Source organism: Halomonas sp. H5 (assembly GCF_050613175.1).
Lineage (GTDB): Bacteria > Pseudomonadota > Gammaproteobacteria > Pseudomonadales > Halomonadaceae > Bisbaumannia > Bisbaumannia salifodinae.
The window spans coordinates 2,324,986-2,342,917 of record NZ_CP192510.1 but is presented as its reverse complement, the minus strand read 5'-3'; the positions used below and the strand labels follow the sequence as shown (position 1 = coordinate 2,342,917).

Annotated in this window: 15 protein-coding genes; 8 read left to right on the top strand and 7 right to left on the bottom strand. The window is 66.6% G+C overall.

What is annotated here, in order from left to right:
* Positions 1–64: 64 nt before the first annotated feature.
* The gene (locus ACQ1W9_RS10950) at positions 65–673 is read left to right on the top strand and encodes a LemA family protein (RefSeq protein WP_431023405.1); all 609 of its coding nucleotides are present in this window, start codon (positions 65–67) and stop codon (positions 671–673) included.
* Positions 673–1,671 (top strand): TPM domain-containing protein, encoded by a 999-nt coding sequence (locus tag ACQ1W9_RS10945; RefSeq protein WP_431023404.1) that lies wholly within the window; start codon positions 673–675, stop codon positions 1,669–1,671. The genes ACQ1W9_RS10950 and ACQ1W9_RS10945 overlap by 1 nt, the downstream gene beginning before the upstream one ends.
* Positions 1,672–2,332: 661 nt before the next feature.
* Here ACQ1W9_RS10945 and ACQ1W9_RS10940 read toward each other — a convergent pair.
* The gene (locus ACQ1W9_RS10940) at positions 2,333–3,346 is read right to left on the bottom strand and encodes a CNNM domain-containing protein (protein WP_431023403.1); all 1,014 of its coding nucleotides are present in this window, start codon (positions 3,344–3,346) and stop codon (positions 2,333–2,335) included.
* A 105-nt stretch (positions 3,347–3,451) separates the two neighbouring features.
* A complete protein-coding gene (locus ACQ1W9_RS10935; protein WP_431023402.1) occupies positions 3,452–3,967 on the bottom strand; it encodes a cytochrome b in 516 nt (171 codons plus the stop codon).
* Between the two features lie 264 nt (positions 3,968–4,231).
* On the opposite strand from ACQ1W9_RS10935, the gene ACQ1W9_RS10930 reads away from it, so the two are divergent.
* On the top strand, positions 4,232–4,900 hold the full coding sequence (locus ACQ1W9_RS10930) for an anti-virulence regulator CigR family protein (protein WP_431023401.1): 669 nt from the start codon (positions 4,232–4,234) through the stop codon (positions 4,898–4,900).
* A gap of 125 nt (positions 4,901–5,025) precedes the next feature.
* Complete coding sequence (locus tag ACQ1W9_RS10925; protein WP_431023400.1) at positions 5,026–5,418, top strand: CoA-binding protein; 393 nt, start codon at positions 5,026–5,028, stop codon at positions 5,416–5,418.
* 401 nt (positions 5,419–5,819) lie between these two features.
* Here the strand turns inward: ACQ1W9_RS10925 and ACQ1W9_RS10920 are convergent, their stop codons facing one another.
* Entirely contained in the window at positions 5,820–7,202 is a 1,383-nt protein-coding gene (locus ACQ1W9_RS10920; protein ID WP_431023399.1) for a uracil-xanthine permease family protein, read from the bottom strand.
* Positions 7,203–7,542: 340 nt separating this feature from the next.
* Positions 7,543–8,484 (bottom strand): IS110 family transposase, encoded by a 942-nt coding sequence (locus tag ACQ1W9_RS10915; RefSeq protein ID WP_431023398.1) that lies wholly within the window; start codon positions 8,482–8,484, stop codon positions 7,543–7,545.
* A 547-nt stretch (positions 8,485–9,031) separates the two neighbouring features.
* Here ACQ1W9_RS10915 and ACQ1W9_RS10910 point away from each other — a divergent pair.
* From ACQ1W9_RS10910 to hglS, 3 genes are all read left to right on the top strand, one after another.
* Positions 9,032–9,211: a hypothetical protein gene (locus ACQ1W9_RS10910; protein ID WP_431023397.1), complete on the top strand. Its 180-nt coding sequence runs from the start codon at positions 9,032–9,034 to the stop codon at positions 9,209–9,211.
* A gap of 220 nt (positions 9,212–9,431) precedes the next feature.
* A complete protein-coding gene (locus tag ACQ1W9_RS10905; RefSeq protein ID WP_431023396.1) occupies positions 9,432–10,685 on the top strand; it encodes a 2-aminoadipate transaminase in 1,254 nt (417 codons plus the stop codon).
* Positions 10,686–10,759: 74 nt separating this feature from the next.
* Positions 10,760–12,115, top strand: coding sequence for a 2-oxoadipate dioxygenase/decarboxylase HglS (gene hglS, locus ACQ1W9_RS10900; RefSeq protein WP_431023395.1), 1,356 nt, complete (start codon positions 10,760–10,762; stop codon positions 12,113–12,115).
* Between the two features lie 485 nt (positions 12,116–12,600).
* On the opposite strand, the gene nhaC is transcribed toward hglS, so the two are convergent.
* Complete coding sequence (gene nhaC, locus ACQ1W9_RS10895) at positions 12,601–14,130, bottom strand: Na+/H+ antiporter NhaC (RefSeq protein ID WP_431023394.1); 1,530 nt, start codon at positions 14,128–14,130, stop codon at positions 12,601–12,603.
* 285 nt (positions 14,131–14,415) lie between these two features.
* Here nhaC and ACQ1W9_RS10890 point away from each other — a divergent pair, with 285 nt between their 5' ends.
* Entirely contained in the window at positions 14,416–14,898 is a 483-nt protein-coding gene (locus tag ACQ1W9_RS10890) for an Lrp/AsnC family transcriptional regulator (RefSeq protein WP_431023393.1), read from the top strand.
* 36 nt (positions 14,899–14,934) lie between these two features.
* Here ACQ1W9_RS10890 and amaA read toward each other — a convergent pair whose 3' ends face one another.
* Together amaA and amaB are read right to left on the bottom strand one after the other, a co-directional pair.
* The gene (gene amaA, locus ACQ1W9_RS10885; RefSeq protein WP_431026437.1) at positions 14,935–16,215 is read right to left on the bottom strand and encodes an L-pipecolate oxidase; all 1,281 of its coding nucleotides are present in this window, start codon (positions 16,213–16,215) and stop codon (positions 14,935–14,937) included.
* A gap of 120 nt (positions 16,216–16,335) precedes the next feature.
* On the bottom strand, positions 16,336–17,829 hold the full coding sequence (gene amaB / locus ACQ1W9_RS10880; RefSeq protein ID WP_431023392.1) for an L-piperidine-6-carboxylate dehydrogenase: 1,494 nt from the start codon (positions 17,827–17,829) through the stop codon (positions 16,336–16,338).
* Positions 17,830–17,932: the final 103 nt, after the last annotated feature.

The window sequence follows — 17,932 nt, the reverse complement described above, 5'->3', positions numbered from 1 at the left end:
CCTATGCCCGGCGTATTCGGCTACGCTGGTGCAAGGAGATCGCCACGCATAGGGAGGCTTGGCCATGGCGGCGTCGAATTCACGCGGGCAGGTCGATGGCGGCGCCATCCGCCTGCTGATCATCGTGTTGCTGGGGGCGGCGGTGATCGCCGTGCCCTGGTTGGTCCATAACCAACTGGTGGAGCGCCGCGAAGCGGTGGCCGCCGCCTGGGCCGATGTGGAGAGCAACCTGCAGCGCCGCGCCGAACTGGTGCCCAACCTGGTACGCAGCCTGCAGGCGCATATGGACTACGAGAGCGAGACCCTGGTGGAACTGGTGCGCGAGCGCGCCCAGGGGCTGCGCGAGGCCCTGAACGAGGCCCGCGGCGAGCCGGCACGCCTGGCCAGGCTGGAGGCGGCCTTGACCCACGACCTGGGGCGCCTGATGAGCCGCGCCGGCGAGCATCCCGAACTGCGCTCGGGGGATCAGTTCCTGCGCTTCCAGGCACAGCTCGAGGGCAGCGATAACCGCATCAATGTGGCCCGCATGCGTTACAACGCCGCCGTACGCGACTATAACGCCAGCCTGGATGGCTTCTTCGGGCGCTGGGTGGCGGATGCCATGGGGCTCGAGCCCGGCGATTACTTCGAGGCGCCGGCCGAGGCCCACGAGCCTCTGGTGGTGGAGTTCTAATGGGGGCGCGCCTTGTCGCCCTGCTGATCGGCGTGCTGCTCGCCCTGGCGGCCCTGGGCTGGGTCTGGCAAGGCCGTTCTTCTCAGGCGCCGCTGCTGGTGGAGGATCGCGTCGGGCTGCTGAGCGAGGCGCAGCGGCGGCGGCTGGTCGAGACTCACCGGTTGCTGCGCGAGGATCATGGGATCGATTATCGGGTGGTGATCGACCGCGACCTGGGCGACCTGGATCGCTATGCGGCGACCGAGTTCCGGCGCCTGGCCCTGGGGGGCGAGTCGGGGCGCGGCCTGCTGCTGGTGCTGGACGTGGCCGCCAACGAGCTGCGCCTGGAGGTGGGCCATGGCCTGGAGGGGGTGTTCGTCGATGCCTTTATCGCCTACCTGGAGGCGCGCCAGATGACCGAGTTTTTCGCCGCCGGGCGCGTGGCCGACGGCATCCTGGCTTCCACCGAGCTGCTGGTGGCGCAAGCCGAGGGGGCCGACCCGCTTGGGTCACTCGGACTGGCGGGCAGCGGCGGGGCGGGGGCGCGCCTGCCGGCCAGGCTGGGGGAGGGGGCTCGGCGCCCCGGGACCACGCCCCTGGCCGGCGAGGTGGCGGATTCTCCCGAGGCGGTACTGGCGGCCTATCGCCAGGCCATGGCGCAGCGCAACGATAATCCGGACCTGGCGATCTATAGCCGCGAGACGCGGGAGATGCTGGCATCCTGGGTGGTGACCCCGGCGCAGATGGACAATATGGCGCGGAGCCTGGCGGACTGCCCGGTGGAGGTGCGGCGCGGCTCCGGCGATCGGGTGGTGCTGCGTGCCCCGCTGAGTCGCGGTGATTGCCCGCCCTATTTCCTGGTTCGCGAGGCGCAGGCCTGGCGCCTCGACCTGGTGGCGATGCAGGCGGCGATTCGCTTCGGCCGCAACAATCGCTGGCGCCTGGAGCGTGGCCAACTGGGCGCCTATGCCTTCGCCTTCGACGACCTGCGCCTGGATGCCAATGGCTTTCCCCGATAGGGTTGGCATGGCCCAGGGGCGACTTCGTCGCCCAATCGCGCGGGGAACCCGAGCTCCCACAACACCAGTGGTCACCCAGGCTAGTTTTGGGAAAGCCCCCGAGCCCCGTGGGAGCGCAGATTCTGCCGGTCCGACGCATCGGCGATTCGCCCGAAGGGCGATCCGGGCTGGCACCCAAGGGCGACTGCGTCGCCCAATCGCGCGGGACACCCTCGCTCCCACAACCCCAGTGGTCACCCAGGCTAGTTTTGGGAAAGCCCCCGAGCCCCGTGGGAGCGCAGATTCTGCCGGTCCGACGCATCGGCGATTCGCCCGAAGGGCGATCCGGGCTGGCACCCAAGGGCGACTTCGTCGCCCAATCGCTCGGGGAACCCGAGCTCCCACAACACCAGTGTTTCTCCCAGCAACAGTGGTTACCCAGCCTATTGTGGGATTGGCCTCCCAGCCTACTGTGGGGTTGGTCACCCGGCCTAGTATGGGAGCGCGGCTATGCCGCGCGATATCGCCCGAAGGGCGATCCTGAGAGGTTTGGGCTGCCACCAAGGGCGACTTCATCGCCCAATCGCCGAGGCGTCGGACCGCCGGGGAACCCGAACTCCCACAATACCCGTGGGTTCTACAAAACCGGCCGGGGGCTGGCCTCGGCGCCTTAGCGCCTTGCTCAGGCCTTCTTGAGCGCCTTGGTCCAGCGCTGCTTGGCGTACTTGCGCAGGTTGGCCACGTTATCGGTCTCGTCGACGATATCCTGGCCGAGGATGGTTTCGATCACGTCTTCCAGGGTCATTAGGCCCACCCAGGTGCCCAGGTCGTCATAGACCACGGTGAGGTGCTGGCGGTCGCGGACCATCATGGTGAAGACCTGCTCGACGCTGTCGTCCACCATCACCGTCTTGACCGGGTGCATCAGCGACTTCAGCGGCGCCTCCTCCGAGGCGTGGTAGGTGTCGGCCTTGTGCACATAGCCCAGCGCCTGCTCGCCGCCGTCCATCACCGGAAAGCGGGTAAAGGGCGAGCGGCCGAGGTTCTCGTCGAACTCGGCGACGTTCATCTGTGGCGTCACGACCAGCGAGACGGTGCGTGGCGTCATCACTTCCTTCACCCGGATATCGTGCAGGTTGAGGATATTGGTAATGACCCGGGCCTCGTCGGCATCCAGGGCCTGCTCTTCCAGGCCGATCTGCGCCAGGGCCTTGATCTCGCCGCGCATATCGGTGTCCTGCGCGTCCTTGCCGATGCGCCGGGTGATCCGCTCCGACAGCCAGATAAAGGGCTTCATGCTCCAGATCATGGCGATCAGGGTCAGCGCCATGGGTGAGGCGAGCTGGCGCCAGTAGGTGGCGCCCACCGTCTTGGGAATGATCTCGGAGAGAAACAGGATCAGCAGGGTCATCAGCGCCGAGGCGATACCCAGCCAGGCCTCGCCGAACACCACTACGACCTGGGCGCCGACGCCGGTGGCCCCCACGGTGTGGGCGATGGTGTTGAGGGTGAGGATGGCCGCCAGGGGCTGGTCGATGTTCTGTTTCAGCCGCACGAGGCGGGCATGCAGCGCGGGGTGGTTCTCACGCAACTGGGCAATATAGCTGGGGGTCATGGAGAGCAGCGCGGCCTCGAGCAGGGAGCAGACGAAGGACACGCCGATGGAAAGGGTGGCAAAGACAGCCAGGAGGATCATGGGGCCTCGGGTGGGTTGCTAAGGGGCGCCACCGGAGACGAGGCCCCGGCGGCACGGGCGATGATTACCGAAATTGCCGGCGACGGCAAGCCGGCCGGGGGCGCCTCAGGCCATGCGCTTGAGCACCGGCTGCCCGCCCAGGCGGCCATGCAGCAGGGCCATGGCGATATGCCCCACCAGCAACACCAGCAGGGTCCAGCCCAGGAGGCCGTGGAGGGCGCTGCCCAGGGCGGTCATCCACTCGATCTCGCCGTCGAAGCCCGGCATCAGCGGCAGGCCGAAGGGCGAGAAGGCGCGACCGGAGCCAAATTGGCGCAGCAGGGCGAGGGCGGGGATCGCCAGCATCAGTGCATAGAGCGCCAGGTGGCCGAGCCGGGCGGCGCCGTTGAGGGCGGCGGGCCGGCGGGGGTGTTCCCAGAGCGCCCAGGCCAGGCGCAGCAGGCCCAACAGCAGCAGCAGGGCGCCCAGCGGTTTGTGGGTGGCCCAGAGAAACTCGTCCAGCGGTGAGTCGGGTAGTAGCACGCGAGCGCCCACCGAAGCGAACTGCCAGGCGAAGAGGGCGGCCATGGCCCAGTGCAGGGCACGGCTGAGTCGTCCATAACGGGCGTGAGTCATTTCCATATCGGCATTCCTGTGGCTCGAAAAAACGCTTCTTATCTTATCAAGCGGTGGTGGCGAAATGATGAAACCTGCCTAAGCCGTCGATGGCTCCTGGCTATCGAGGGCTCCACTTGTCGTTGATTCGCGACAGTGGTGGCAAGAGTATGGCAATGGCGGGCCCTGCCTGGCCAAGCTCCAAGGCCTGAACCATAGTCAACCCAGAGGCCATCGGCCCCACCGTCTCTTGCGCGAGTCGCCATCGGTGTGGCGACCCTGGGAGGAGCCATGAAACGACCCATCACCTATTGCACCCTGCTGGGACTCGGCGGCCTGCTGCTGTCGGCGGGATCGGCCCTGGCTCAGCCCGCCAACCCCGGCCAGGGGCGCGGTGGCCCACCGGAGTTCGTCGAGGAGCGGGGCGGTGGCCCCGCGATGGACGAGCGCCGCCGGGGCGACGACCCGCAGTGGAGCCGCCAGCGTGAGCAGGACCGTAACCGCTGGGAACGCGGCGACGATGATCGGGAGTGGCGCAGCCGTGATCGCGACCGGGATGGCTGGTCGCGTGACCGGGACGACCGCCGGGAGTGGCATAGCCGAGACCGTGACCGCCGCGATGATCGCGAATGGCGCCGGGATCGTGATCGCGACTATTGGGCCGGGGACAGCCGCAGCAGGCCACGCATCGAGGAGCGCCTGATTCGCGGGATCTTCCGTGATCACCGCGAGCTGTGGCGCCATGATCGGGGCGCGGCCTTGCCGCCGGGGATCCGCATGAACCTGGAGCGGGGCAAGCCCTTGCCTCCCGGCATCGCACGGCGCTTCGACGACCGCCTCTATCGCCAGTTGCCCCGCTATGAGGGCTACGAGTGGCGTCGGGTCGGCGCGGATGTGGTGCTGGTGGAGGTCGCCAGCGATATCGTCTACGAGGTGCTGCGGGATATCTTTACCGACTGATGTTTCTTTGTCGTCGCCCGCGGGTGATATCTCGTGTCGGACCACACGTTCTCACGGACAGGCCGGGGTGAGTTCCTGGCGATTCCTGCGATGATCAACTCAGCTGGCTGGTTAAAGGTGACGAGATGGATTTCGCGACGCTGTGGCAGCACACCCATACCATCGCCGTGGTGGGACTCTCCGCCGACCCCTCCCGGGCCAGCCACCGGGTGGCGGCCTTTCTCCAGGCACGCGGCTTTCGCGTCCTGCCGGTGAATCCCCGGCACGATCAGGTGCTGGGCGAGCCTTGCTATCCCAGCCTGCTCGATCTTCCCGAGCCGGTGGATATGGTGGATGTCTTTCGCCGCCCCGAGCATTGCCCCGAGGTCGCCCGTCAGGCGGTGGCCATTGGTGCGCGCTGCCTGTGGCTGCAGCTGGGGATCGTCAGTGTTGAGGCACGACGTATCGCCGAGGCGGCGGGGCTCGCCTATGTGGAGGATCGCTGCACCCTGATCGAGCTGCGGCGATTGAAAGGCTAGGCACCCGGCAAAGCCAAGTTCCCACAAAACCAGTGGCCACCAAGCCTATTGTGGGAGCTCGGCTGTGCCGACGGTCCGACGGTCCGACGGTCCGACGGTCCGACGGTCCGACGGTCCGACGCTTCGGCGCTTCGGCGATTGGAGTCTCCGCAGGACTCCAAGCGACAGCGCCCCGGGGTTTGGCACCCAAGGGCGACTTCGTCGCCCAATCGTTCGGGAAACCGGTACGCCGGACCGCCGAACTCCCACAACCCCAGGGCCTCTCCCAGCACCAGTGGCCACCAGTAAGCCAGTGGCCACCCAGGCTAATTGTAGGACCGCCGGGAAACCGGACCGCCGAACTCCCACAAAACCAGTGGTCACCCTGCCTATCATGGGAGCGCGGCGGGATGCTGGCGCGATTACTCTTCGTTGAGCTTGGCCTCGATCTGGCGACGCTCTTCCTCCTCATCGGCCAGGCTCTTGTGCGGCAGGATCAGGTTGAGAGTGAAGGCCACCAGGGCGGCGATCACGATGGGCGAGCCACCCAGCACCAGGCGCAGGGTCTCAGGGAACTGGGCGATGGCGTCGGGTACCGCATAGACGCCCATGCTCAGAGCCAGGGCCAGGCTGACGATGGTCATGTTGCGGGCGGACATCTCGTCCTTGGTGATCAACTGGATGCCGGTCATGGTGATCATGCCGAACACCAGGATGGTGGCGCCGCCCAGCACCGGGTAGGGGATGGTGGTCATCAGGGCGCCGAACTTGGGCAGCAGGCCGGCGACCACCATGAAGACGGCGGCGATGGCCAGCACATAACGGCTGATCACTTTGGTCATGGCCACGATGCCGACGTTCTGGCTGTAGGTGGAGGTGGGCAGGGCGCCGAAGAAGGAGCCCACCATGGTGGTGAAGCCGTTGCCCATCAGGCCGCCGAACAACTCCTTCTTGCCCAGTTCGCGATTCATGCCGCCGACGGTAGTGGCGGACAGGTCGCCGATGGTCTGCACCGAGTTGATCACGCAGATGATGACCATGGAGATGATGGCGGCGGCGTGGAACTCGAGGCCGAAGGCCAGGGGCATGGGGGCGCTGACCCAGGGGGCGTCGCGCACTGCATCGAAGTTCACCAGGCCGAGCGCCATGGAGATGGCATAGCCGGCCAGCAGGCCGCAGATGATGGAGGCCAGCTTGAGGAAGCCGCTGGCGAATTGCGAGACCCCCAGCACCACCAGCAGGGTAATGCCGCCGATGGCCCAGTACTTGATATCGCCGTAGTCGGGGGCGCCGACGCCGCCGGCCAGGTAGTTGATGGCGATATCGTAGAGGGAGAGGCCGATGACCAGCACCACGGTACCGGCCACCACCGGCGGGAAGAGGTGGCGAATGCGCTGGATAAAGAGCCCGGTGACCATCATGGCGATGCCGCCGACGACCTGGGCGCCGAGGATGCCCTCGAGACCGTACTGGGTGCCGATGGCGGTGAGGGTCGGGACATAGGCGAAGCCCACGCCGAAGATGGTGGGCAGCCTGGCGCCCAGTCGACCCAGGGTATAGAGCTGCAGCAGGGTGGCCAGGCCGGAGAACACCAGCGAGATCTGGATCAGGAACATCTTCTCTTCGAGGCTGGCGCCCACTGCCCCGACCACGATGATGGGGACGGTGACCGTACCCATGATCATTGCCAGGATGTGCTGCAGCGAGAGCGGCATGGCCTTGGCCAGGGGAGGCTTGCCATAGAAGTCGAAGAACGAGGCACTTCGGGGTGCCGGGTTCTGTGTCGCAGTAGTGGTGGTTGTCATAGGTTTGCCTAACGCTTGCGTGCTTTTTGTATACAGATTATTGGCACTTAGACTAAGCGGTCAGGCGAATGCCTGGCAACAATTCATGTATACAAAATGTGGCCTATAATGAATTGACACTATTTCCCACCCTGATGTCGCGTTTTAGCTTGATTTTCGGAGATGTTGGCAATTAGACCTTGGTTTGATCTCGAGGCCTTGGGGACTTACCCAACCATTCCCGCCACCTCCATCGCCGAGACGTCGGATCGCCTGCTGAAGCAGGCTCCTACCACCCCAGAGGCAGCCCCTACCCCGTGGAAGATGGCCCCCTACCTAGTGGGAGATTCTATGTTGCCCCTCAAGCCGTCACCGCGGTTGGGGGGCGATAATCCACCTCATGCTTCATCAGCGAAAACGCGATGCGGGCCAGCTTCCGGGCTACGATCACCAGCGCTTGGGTTTTCTTGAGCCCGCGTGCCAGATAGCCCTGATAAGTCGCTTGCCAAGCCGGCTGGCGGCTGGCCGCCATGGCCGCGTTATATAGCAGACGGCGTACCTCCGGATCGCCTTGCTTGGTCAGCTTGCGCCGCCCACGCTGTCTTCCCGAGTCACGCACGCGGACATCCAGCCCCAGGAAGGCCACGAAGGCATCACTGTGACGAAAATCACCCCGCAGGAAGGCCATCACCAGGGCCGTCGCCGTCAGAGAGCCAACCCCCTCCATGGCCTGGCAGCGGGCGACGTGCTGGCTGAGCCCTGCCTCACGAACGATGGCCCGCAGGCGGGCCTGGATGACCTGGTCGATGCGCGTCAGCTGGGCGACCAGGCGCTTGAGTGGGGCCTTCAATTCCGGTAATTCAGCGCAGCTCTGCTGAATCGCCACCCGGGCCCTGACGAGGGTGGCGCGGCGGCGCAGCAGGGTCTGTAGCGCCCGGTAGGCGGGCGGTGGCGGGGTCCAGGGCCGCAGGGCTTCTTGCTCACGACTGAGGTAGCGGGCCAGCAGGCGGGCATCGCTGCTGTCGGTCTTGGCGCGGCCGCCAATGCCTTGCCGGTAATGATTGAGTTGGTAGCCATCGATAACGTAGACCACATGCCCGCACTGGTACGCCAATTTGATCAGCAACACGTGATAGGTACCGGTGGCCTCGATGGCGATGGTGCAGTGAGCGGGTAGACGACGCAGCCAGCCTTTGATGCTGGCCTGGTTATTCTCCAGCACGTCCTCGGTGTCGGTATCCTGCCGATAGATCACCAGTTCGTCCTTGGCGACGTCGATGCCGGTGATGGTCTGGATTGTCATCTCTCGCCCTCCACGCTAGGTTGAAAAGGCTTGTCGGGGTGCACCCAAGCGCTGGCTTGCCAAGATCGTCGGTCTGAGGGGCACTCAGCCGATGGATTCCTTATCGGCGCTTGATGGGTGGGGTGGGGCCATGTCTCCCACGGTCTGTGTCCCAATCGGGCCAGATGCTGGCTACGTCCCTCCACCCCGACAAGCCTTCTCACTATTGCCCGTTCTGGGTCTCCTTCAAACATACAAGCTGGCTTTAGCCGGCGATTTGATACCTCGGCAGCCCATCGATCGCCTGCTGGAGCCGGTCCTGCCACCCCAGTGGCAACCCACGCCCTGTAGGAGCTGCCCCCAATCTAGTGGGAGCTGGCTTTAGCCGGCGATAAAAAGCCAGCGATCGACGGGGGGAGGGAGTCCTTGGCCCATTCCCCGGCGCTTGGGGTATACTGCCGGCCGCGTCGTCGCCGGCCCGCAAGAGGCCCCCGCGACAGGGTAAATAGCCGACGGCGCCGGGAACGAAGGGGATAGCACGCAACCGTTTATCCTCGAGAGGCACCATATGACACGCATGACCCTGGCCCTGATCGTCACCGCCTTGCTGGCGGGCTGCAGCTATACCCCGGCCCGTATCACCCCCGAACCCCTGATCGAGATCGATTCCCGTGGTGGCCACCACCATCACCGCAGCCACCGTGGCGGCTTCTGTCCGCCGGGATTAGCCATGCAGGGTCGCTGCTAGGCCGCAATATCATGGGGGCGTCCCGGCGGGACACTCGGGGAGCGATGCATTCCATGGCTTCATGGCACGACTGAAGTCATCGGGTCGGCCGGGGTGAAACGGTCCTGGAATTCCAATAAGGAATGTATAGGGCGCTTTTTTTCGTTTGAACCCCGTCCGCCTCGTCTGATTCCATAGCCAGCAATCCCTTCTGGCATGGAACAAGGCGACAGGCACCGCTATGGATCTTCCCTACATCAGTCGTTCGCTAGGCATCGTCCACCCCCTGTGCATCGAGCGCGGCCGCAACGCCGAGGTCTGGGACGAGGCCGGACGGCGCTATATCGACTTTATCGGTGGCATCGGCGTACTCAACCTGGGGCACGGTCATCCCGCCGTGGTGGAGGCCGTCAAGGCCCAGGTGGAGACCCTGATGCACTCGGCCTTCAATGCCCTGCCGCATCGTGGCTACCTGGCGGTGGCCGAGGCCCTGGACCGCTTCGTGCCGGTCTCCTATCCGCTTTCCTGCATGCTCACCAACAGCGGCGCCGAGGCCACCGAGAATGCCCTGAAGGTGGCGCGGGGCGCCACCGGGCGTCAGGCGGTGATCGCCTTCGACGATGGCTTTCATGGGCGCACCCTGGCGGCGCTCAATCTCAACGGCAAGGTCAAACCCTACAAGGTCGGGCTGGGCAGCCTGCCGGGGCCGGTCTATCACCTGCCGTTCCCCAGCCGCGATAGCGAGGTCTCCGCTGAGGAGGCCCTGCGTGCCCTGGCTCGCCTGTTCGAGGTGGAAGTGTCCGCCGAGGAGGTGGCCTGCATTATCGTCGAGCCGGTGCAGGGGGAGGGCGGCTTCCGCCTGCTCTGCCCCGACTTCGCCCGGGCCCTGCGCGAACTCTGCGATCGCCACGGCATCCTGCTGATCTGCGACGAGATTCAGTCCGGCTTCGGACGCACCGGCCACCCCTTCGCCTTCACTCACCTGGGCATCGAGCCCGACCTGCTGCTGATGGGCAAGAGCATGGCGGCGGGACTGCCCCTGGCTGCCGTGGCCGGTCGCGCCGAGGTCATGGACAGCCTGGCCAAGGGTGGCCTGGGCGGCACCTATTCCGGTAATGCGGTGGCCTGTGCCGCGGCCCTGGCGGTTATGGAGGTGATGCGGGAAGAGCGCCTGGCGGCCTGGGCCGAACGTCAGGAGACGCTGATCGTCGAGGCCCACCAGCGCTGGCGGGAGAGCGGCCGCTTCCCCATGTTGGGCGCCCTGACCGGGATCGGCGCCATGCGCGGGGTGGTCTTCGAGGACACGCCCGCCGCCAGTGGGGCCGAGCACCTGGCGGCCCTGCTCGAGGCCGGGTGTGAGGCCGGGGTGTTGCTGATGCCCAGCGGCCGTAAGCGCAACGTGCTGCGCCTGTTGCCGCCGCTGACCGCCGAGCCGGCCATCCTGGAGGAGGGCCTGGCGCTGATCGAGCGAGCCCTGGCGTCGCTGCCGACCTGATTTCACGGCGGGACGGCGAGCGCCTCCCGCTACCCTGATGATAACCCCCTCTCTTGAACCACGAGACACGAGCCATGAACACAGACGTTCTTTCCCCGGACGAGATTCGCGATCGCTTCTCCCAGGCCATGTCGGCCATGTACCAGGCCGAGGTGCCCCAGTACTCGACCCTGCTCGAGCTGGTGGAGACGGTCAATCGGGAGACCCTGGACAAGGATCCGGCCCTGGCCGAGCGGCTCGGCGCCCATGACGAGCTGGCGCGCCTCGGCGTCGAGCGCCATGGTGCCATCCGCGTCGGCAGTGCCGAGGAGCTGGCCATGCTGCGGCGCCTCTTCGCGGTGATGGGCATGCACCCGGTGGGTTACTACGACCTCTCCGAGGCCGGCGTGCCGGTGCATTCCACCGCCTTCCGGCCCATCGAGGACGCCGCCCTGGCCCGTAACCCCTTCCGCATCTTCACCTCGCTGCTGCGCTTGGAACTGATCGAGAGCCCGACACTGCGCCAACGCGCCGAGGAGATCCTCGCTCGGCGCGATATCTTCACCCCCGGGGTGCGCGAGCTGATCGCGCGCGGCGAGGCCCAGGGCGGGCTGAACGAGGCCGACGCCGAGCGCTTCGTCGCCGAGGCCCTGGAGACCTTCCGCTGGCATCGGGAGGCCACCGTCGACCTGGCCACCTACCAGGCCCTTCACGACGAGCACCGCCTGATCGCCGATGTGGTCTGCTTCTGTGGCCCGCATATCAACCACCTGACCCCGCGCACCCTGGATATCGACGAGGCGCAGCGGCGCATGCCGGCGGCGGGCATGGATCCCAAGGCGGTGATCGAGGGCCCGCCTCGTCGCGACTGCCCGATCCTGCTGCGCCAGACCAGCTTCAAGGCGCTGGAGGAGTCGATCCGCTTCGCCGGCGAGCAGCAGGGTACCCATACCGCCCGCTTCGGCGAGATCGAGCAGCGCGGCATGGCGCTCACCGCCAAGGGGCGCGCCCTCTACGACCGGCTGCTGAACGAGGCTCGCCGCCAGACCAGTGGGCTCGCCAACGAGGCGCACCAGCGGGTGCTGGGCGAGGTCTTCGCCGACTTCCCCGACGGCGATGACGAGCTGCGCCGCCAGGAGTTGGCCTTCTTCCATTACCGCCTGAGCGAGGCGGGGGAAAAGGCCGGCCAGCAGGCCGACGCCGACCTGGAGGCGCTGATCGAGCGCGGCCTGGTGGTGGCTCAGCCGATCACCTACGAGGATTTCCTGCCGGTGAGCGCCGCGGGCATCTTCCAGTCCAACCTGGGCGGCGGCGAGAACCAGGCCTATGCCGGCAACGCCAATCGCGACGCCTTCGAGGCGGCCCTCGGCGCCCCGGTCACCGACGAGCTGGCGCTCTACGCCGAACGCCAGGAGGCCTCCCGGCGACGGGTACTGGAGGCTTTGGCCTAAACCCAATCGCCCTTCGGGCGATATCGCGCGGCACAGCCGAGCTCCCACACTAGGCTGGGTGGCCACGGGTCTTGTGGGAGTTCGGCTCTCCGGCGGTCCCACAATAGGTTGGGTGGTCACAGGCTTTGTCGTGGCCACTGGTGTTGTGGGAGTCCGGGTTTCCCGGACGATTGGGCGACGCAGTCGCCCTTGGGTAACAGCCAAGGCCTTCCAGATCGCCCTGCGGGCGATATCGCGCGGAATCCGCGCTCCCACAATAGGTTGGGTGGTCACAGGCTTTGTCGTGGCCACTGGTGTTGTGGGAGTCCGGGTTCCCCGGACGATTGGGCGACGCAGTCGCCCCTGGTGATACCCCGGATCGCCCTGCGGGCGATATCGCCGAGACGTCGGACCGTGGCTATATAGCCCATATAACAACCAGGAAGCCCAGCGGCCAAGCCGCTGGGCTTCCTAGTTTCGTGGCCCCGCCTGGGGCGGGGAGGAGGTCAGCTCGAGGGGCGCGGGCTGACGGCGGGGGTGTCGCTGGCTGGGCCGGCGGCGCCCAGGTCGGTGGCGATGGCTTCGCCCTGTTCCTGCCAGAGTTGCCGCTCCTCGTCGCTGGCCTTGGGCGAGAAGAGGCCGGTCTGGGCATAGATCAGGCCGATCACCGGGGACAGCCAGCAGGCGAAGGCCAGCGGGATATACAGCAGGTTCTCGACATTGCCGTCGGAGATGCCCAGCGCCAGGGCGCTGATCACGAAGGCCCCACCGGCGTTCCAGGGAATCAGCGGCGAGATCAGGGTCCCGCCTTCCTCGATGGCGCGGGACAGGTTCAGGGTCGAGTAGCCCATGCCCCGATAGGTCGGCGCGTACATGCGGCCGGGCAGGGCGATGGAGAGGTAGGGGTCGCCGGCGACCAGGTTGGTGGACACCGAGGTCAACACCGCCGAGGTCTGCACGCCCTTGAAGCTACGCACCTTGGTCATGATGGCGCGGATGATCGCCGCCAGGCAGCCGGTCTTCTCCAGTGCGCCGCCGAAGCCCAGCGCGATCAGCACCAGCGAGATGGTCCACATCATCGACTGGATGCCGCCGCGGTTGAGCAGGCTGTCGATGGCGGCGACGCCGGTGTCGATCGAATAGCCGCTGTTGGCATAGGTCAGCACATCGTGCACGCCGACCCCCTGCACGAGCATGGCGGTGGCCGCACCGGCCAGGGCGCCGGCGAACAGCGAGGGAATGGGCGGCATGCGCTTGACCGCCAGCGCGATGACCAGCACCGCCGGCAGCAGCAGCCAGGCCGAGATGGTGAAATTCGCCTGCAGGGCGGCGGTGATGGCCTCGATCCGCTCGAAGGAGGCGTTGCCGTCATCGATCAGGGTAAAGCCCGCCACCAGGTAGATGACGAAGGCGATCAGCATCGCCGGGATCGTCGTCGGCATCATGTTCTTGATATGCGAGAAGACGTCCGTGCCGGTGACCGCCGGGGCGAGGTTGGTGGTATCCGACAGCGGCGAGACCTTGTCGCCGAAGAAGGCGCCCGAGACCACCGCGCCGGCGGTCCAGTACATGGGGATATCGAAGCCCGCGCCGATGCCCATCAGCGCCAGGCCCACCGTGCCCACCGTGCCCCAGGAGGTACCGAGTGCCAGCGAGACGATCGAGCAGAGCAGCATGGCCGCCGCCAGGAAGATGCCCGGCGAGAGGATCGTCAGGCCGTAGTAGATCAGGGTCGGCACGGTGCCGCTGGCGATCCACACGCCGATGATCATGCCGACACAGATCAACACCGAGACGGAGGGCAGGGAGACGTGGATGACGTGGAAGATGCCTTCCTCGATCTGCTTCCAGCGGAAGCCGAGCTTGACGCCGACCAGGCTGGTGATCGCCAGGCCGATGGCCAGCGGGATATGCGGCGTGAAGTCGCCGAAGTAGAACAGCTGCACCGCCAGTACCAGCAGTGTCAGGACGACGGGAGTCAGCGCAAGCAGCAGGCTTGGCTGCTTATCATCTCTTGGAGTTGTTGGACTTGTCATATCAATTACCCTGGGGTTGTTATGCGTTGTTGCTGATCTTGTGTGTTGGGCAATACGCCGCCTGCCGATCCTGGGTATTCGGGAGCGATCGATACGGTTCGGTGACGGGAACTGCCGGAATGTATCGTCTCGGGTGGTGATGTCCTCCCTCGTTTTCCGGCTCGGGCCATTGTTATATGTTGCTAGCCTACAAGACTAAGTATTGGTCATAATATCTAGGAATTGGCTCCAAATAACGCTAGATTCTTTTACTTATGTCCTCCATATAGGTTTTGAGTAGCCAATATGACTACCAAGCTGGACCGTATCGATCGCCGTATCCTCAGCCAGCTGCAGGAGCATGGCCGACTCCCCATCGTCGAGCTGGCCAGCCGGGTGAACCTCACCAAGACGCCCTGTGCCCAGCGGGTCCGCCGCCTCGAGCAGGAAGGGATCATCCGCGGCTACCGTGCCGACCTGGACCCGGCGCAGCTCGGGGCGGGCCATGTGCTGGTGGTGCTGGTGACCATGGAGAAGACCAGCGAAGACGCCCTGGATCGATTCAATGCGGCGGTGCGCCTGATTCCCGAGGTGCAGGGCTGCTATATGGTGGCGGGGAATTTCGACTACCTGCTCAAGGTGAGAACCCACGACATCGCCCATTATCGTGCCGTGCTGCTCCAGCAGATCGGTCGGCTACCGAATGTTCATCAGACGCACTCCTTCGTGGTGATGGAACTCGTCAAGGACGACGTGACGGTGCCGGTTCCCCTCGACTCCCTGCCCTGAGCGGAAGCGGGACCTCGGCCTCCGCGCCTGGCCGGCTCAATTGACGAGCCGCAGGCACTGTCCCGTGTGGTAGAGGGTGAAGCCCCCTTCGTAGCCGGCGCTGCGCAGGGCCTTGGCGCGGATCGGCCGGTGGCCGCGGATCGGCAGGGGCAGGGCGCCGTCGTCGCCGGAGATCAGGTAGTGGGCGAAGCCCTTGCCGACCACGGTGCCGGTGGTCACGCCGCGGCCGTTATAGCCCGAGACGCCTAGCACGCCGGGGGCGAGCTCGAAGAGGCGCAGCGTATGGTCGGGGGTGAAGGCGATGCGCCCGGTCCAGGTGCACTCCCAGTCGATGCGGCCCAGTTGGGGAAAGTAGTGGTGCTGGATGCGATTGGCCCAGCAGCGCAGATAGGCCAGCGGCCGGCCCTCGCCGCGGCCCAGGCTGCCGAGGATCAGCCGGCCTTGGGCGTCGCGGCGCAGGCTGCTGAGCACCATTCGGGTATCCCAGGCGCCCTGGCCCCCGGGCAGGATATCGCCGGCCAGTGCCTCCGCCAGGGGCCGCGAGGCGACCTGGAAGAAGTGGCCGGGAAAGAAGTGGTCCTTGACCCGGTTCCAGTGGTCCTCGGTGTAGGCGTTGGTGGCGAGGACCAGGCGCCGGGCCTTGATGCTGCCCCGGTCGCAGGTCACCCGCCAGTCGTCCCCCGCGGCGGCCACGCCGGTGGCGGCGCTATGGGTGTACAGGCGGGCGCCGAGGGCCCTGGCGGCACGCGCCAGGCCGCGGGTATAGGCACAGGGGTTGAGGGTGCCGGCGCGCCGGTCGAGCAGGGCACGGCGAATCTGCCGCGTGCCGACCGCCTGCCGACAGGCCTCGGCCTCGAGCAGTTCCACCGGGGCGCCGCGGCGCCGAAACTGTTCCGCGCGCCGCGCCAACTCCTGCTCGCCCTTGCCATTGTGGGCCAGGTGCAGGGTGCCGGTGCGGGTCGCCTGACAGTCGATACCGTAACGCTCGATCAGCGCGAAGACCTCCGCGGGGGCGCCGCCGAGGATCCGGTTGGCGCGCTCGCCGACCGCGTCCCCCAGGACCTCGCGAATATCGTCCGGCGGGATCCACAGCCCCGCATTGACCAGGCCGACGTTGCGTCCCGAGCCGCCGCTGGGAATATCCCCCGCCTCGATCAGGGTCACGTCGACGCCGGCCTCGGCGAGGTGCAGGGCGGTGCTGAGCCCGGTGATGCCGCCACCGATCACCAGCACATCGGTGGTGTGCTCCCCGTGCAGGGAATCCAGCGCCAAGGGCAGCTCGGGGGAGGTGCTATGCCAGAGACAACCTTCCCGCAGGGGACCTCCCCCGCGGCGGCCATCCCGCCGTTCTCGTGCCACAGCTATCGACATTGTTGTTCTTCCCGTGACGGTGTTCGCAAAGCGGCCGTCGCCCGAGGCGGCGGCCGGACGACGGCATCAGTCGAACTTGATGCCCTGGGCCAGGGGCAGCTCGCGGGAGTAGTTGACGGTGTTGGTCTGGCGACGCATGTAGGTCTTCCAGACGTCGGAGCCGGATTCGCGGCCGCCGCCGGTCTCCTTCTCGCCGCCGAAGGCGCCGCCGATCTCGGCGCCGCTGGGGCCGATATTGACGTTGGCGATGCCGCAGTCGCTGCCCACGGCGGAGACGAAGGTCTCGGCCTCGCGCACATCGGTGGTGAAGATGCACGAGGAGAGGCCCTGGGGCACGTCGTTGTTCAGGGCGATGGCCTCGTCGAGCTCGTCATAGCCGAGCACATAGAGGATCGGCGCGAAGGTCTCGTGGCGGACCAGGTCGTTCTGCTCGGCCACCTCGACGATGGCCGGGGCCACGTAGTAGCCGTCGGGGTATGACTCGGCCAGCTGGCGCTGGCCGCCGAACACTTGGGCGCCCTGCTCGCGGGCCTGGGTCAGCACGCCCTGCATGGCGTCGAAGGCCTGGCGGTCGATCAGCGGGCCGATCAGGTGGCCCTCCAGGGGATCGCCGATGGTGACGCCGGCGTAGGCCTGCTTGAGGCGCTCGACCACCTCGTCCTTGATGGAGTGATGCACGACCAGGCGGCGCAGGCTGGTGCAGCGCTGGCCGGCGGTGCCCACCGCCGAGAAGAGGATGGCGCGCACCGCCATGTCCAGGTCGGCGCTGGGGGTGAGGATCATGGCGTTGTTGCCGCCCAGCTCGAGGATGCTGCGGCCGAAGCGGGCGGCCACCGCCGGGCCCACCTGGCGGCCCATGCGGGTGCTGCCGGTGGCGCTGATCAGTGGCACCCGGGGGTCCTGGACCAGTTGCTCGCCGGGCTCGCGCTCGCCGAGTATCACCTGGCTGAGGTGGGCGGGGGCCTCGTCTCCGAACTCGGCCATGGCGCGCTCCAGCAGCGCCTGGCAGGCCAGGGCGGTGAGCGGGGTCTTCTCGGAGGGCTTCCACAGCAGGCTATCGCCGCACACCAGGGCCAGCGCCGCGTTCCAGGCCCAGGGGGCGACCGGGAAGTTGAAGGCGGTGACCAGCCCCACCGGGCCCAGGGGATGCCAGGACTCGCGCATATGGTGGCCGGGGCGCTCGGAGGCGATGGTCAGGCCGAACAGCTGGCGGGACTGGCCCACCGCCAGGTCGCAGATATCGATCATCTCCTGCACTTCGCCGAGGCCCTCCTGGAGGATCTTGCCGCACTCCCAGGTCACCAGGGCGCCCAGATCCGCCTTGTGGCGGCGCAGCTGCTCGCCGAACAGCCGCACCAGCTCGCCGCGGCGCGGGGCCGGCACCCGGCGCCAGGCGGCGAAGGCCGCCTGGGCATCGGCGATGGCCTGGTCCACCTCGTCACGGCTGGCCGAGCGTACCCGACCGAGCTCGCGGCCATCGATGGGGGTGGTGACGCGGATATCGCCGTCGCGGTACTGGTCGGCGTCGACGCCCAGGCGCTGCATGATGGAATCGATCATTCTTTCTCCTATCATTGTCGTCAGTGAATGATTCGATGCCAGTATCACTAGGGGGCTTGTGCCCCAACAAGCGATGTTTAAGATAGATATCATTCATTATTTT

Coding starts and splice junctions, on each gene's coding strand:
- ACQ1W9_RS10950 (WP_431023405.1), top strand. CDS start 65: ATGGCGGCGTCGAATTCACGCGGGCAGGTCGATGGCGGCGCCATCCGC.
- ACQ1W9_RS10945 (WP_431023404.1), top strand. CDS start 673: ATGGGGGCGCGCCTTGTCGCCCTGCTGATCGGCGTGCTGCTCGCCCTG.
- ACQ1W9_RS10940 (WP_431023403.1), bottom strand. CDS start 3,346: ATGATCCTCCTGGCTGTCTTTGCCACCCTTTCCATCGGCGTGTCCTTC.
- ACQ1W9_RS10935 (WP_431023402.1), bottom strand. CDS start 3,967: ATGGAAATGACTCACGCCCGTTATGGACGACTCAGCCGTGCCCTGCAC.
- ACQ1W9_RS10930 (WP_431023401.1), top strand. CDS start 4,232: ATGAAACGACCCATCACCTATTGCACCCTGCTGGGACTCGGCGGCCTG.
- ACQ1W9_RS10925 (WP_431023400.1), top strand. CDS start 5,026: ATGGATTTCGCGACGCTGTGGCAGCACACCCATACCATCGCCGTGGTG.
- ACQ1W9_RS10920 (WP_431023399.1), bottom strand. CDS start 7,202: ATGACAACCACCACTACTGCGACACAGAACCCGGCACCCCGAAGTGCC.
- ACQ1W9_RS10915 (WP_431023398.1), bottom strand. CDS start 8,484: ATGACAATCCAGACCATCACCGGCATCGACGTCGCCAAGGACGAACTG.
- ACQ1W9_RS10910 (WP_431023397.1), top strand. CDS start 9,032: ATGACACGCATGACCCTGGCCCTGATCGTCACCGCCTTGCTGGCGGGC.
- ACQ1W9_RS10905 (WP_431023396.1), top strand. CDS start 9,432: ATGGATCTTCCCTACATCAGTCGTTCGCTAGGCATCGTCCACCCCCTG.
- hglS (WP_431023395.1), top strand. CDS start 10,760: ATGAACACAGACGTTCTTTCCCCGGACGAGATTCGCGATCGCTTCTCC.
- nhaC (WP_431023394.1), bottom strand. CDS start 14,130: ATGACAAGTCCAACAACTCCAAGAGATGATAAGCAGCCAAGCCTGCTG.
- ACQ1W9_RS10890 (WP_431023393.1), top strand. CDS start 14,416: ATGACTACCAAGCTGGACCGTATCGATCGCCGTATCCTCAGCCAGCTG.
- amaB (WP_431023392.1), bottom strand. CDS start 17,829: ATGATCGATTCCATCATGCAGCGCCTGGGCGTCGACGCCGACCAGTAC.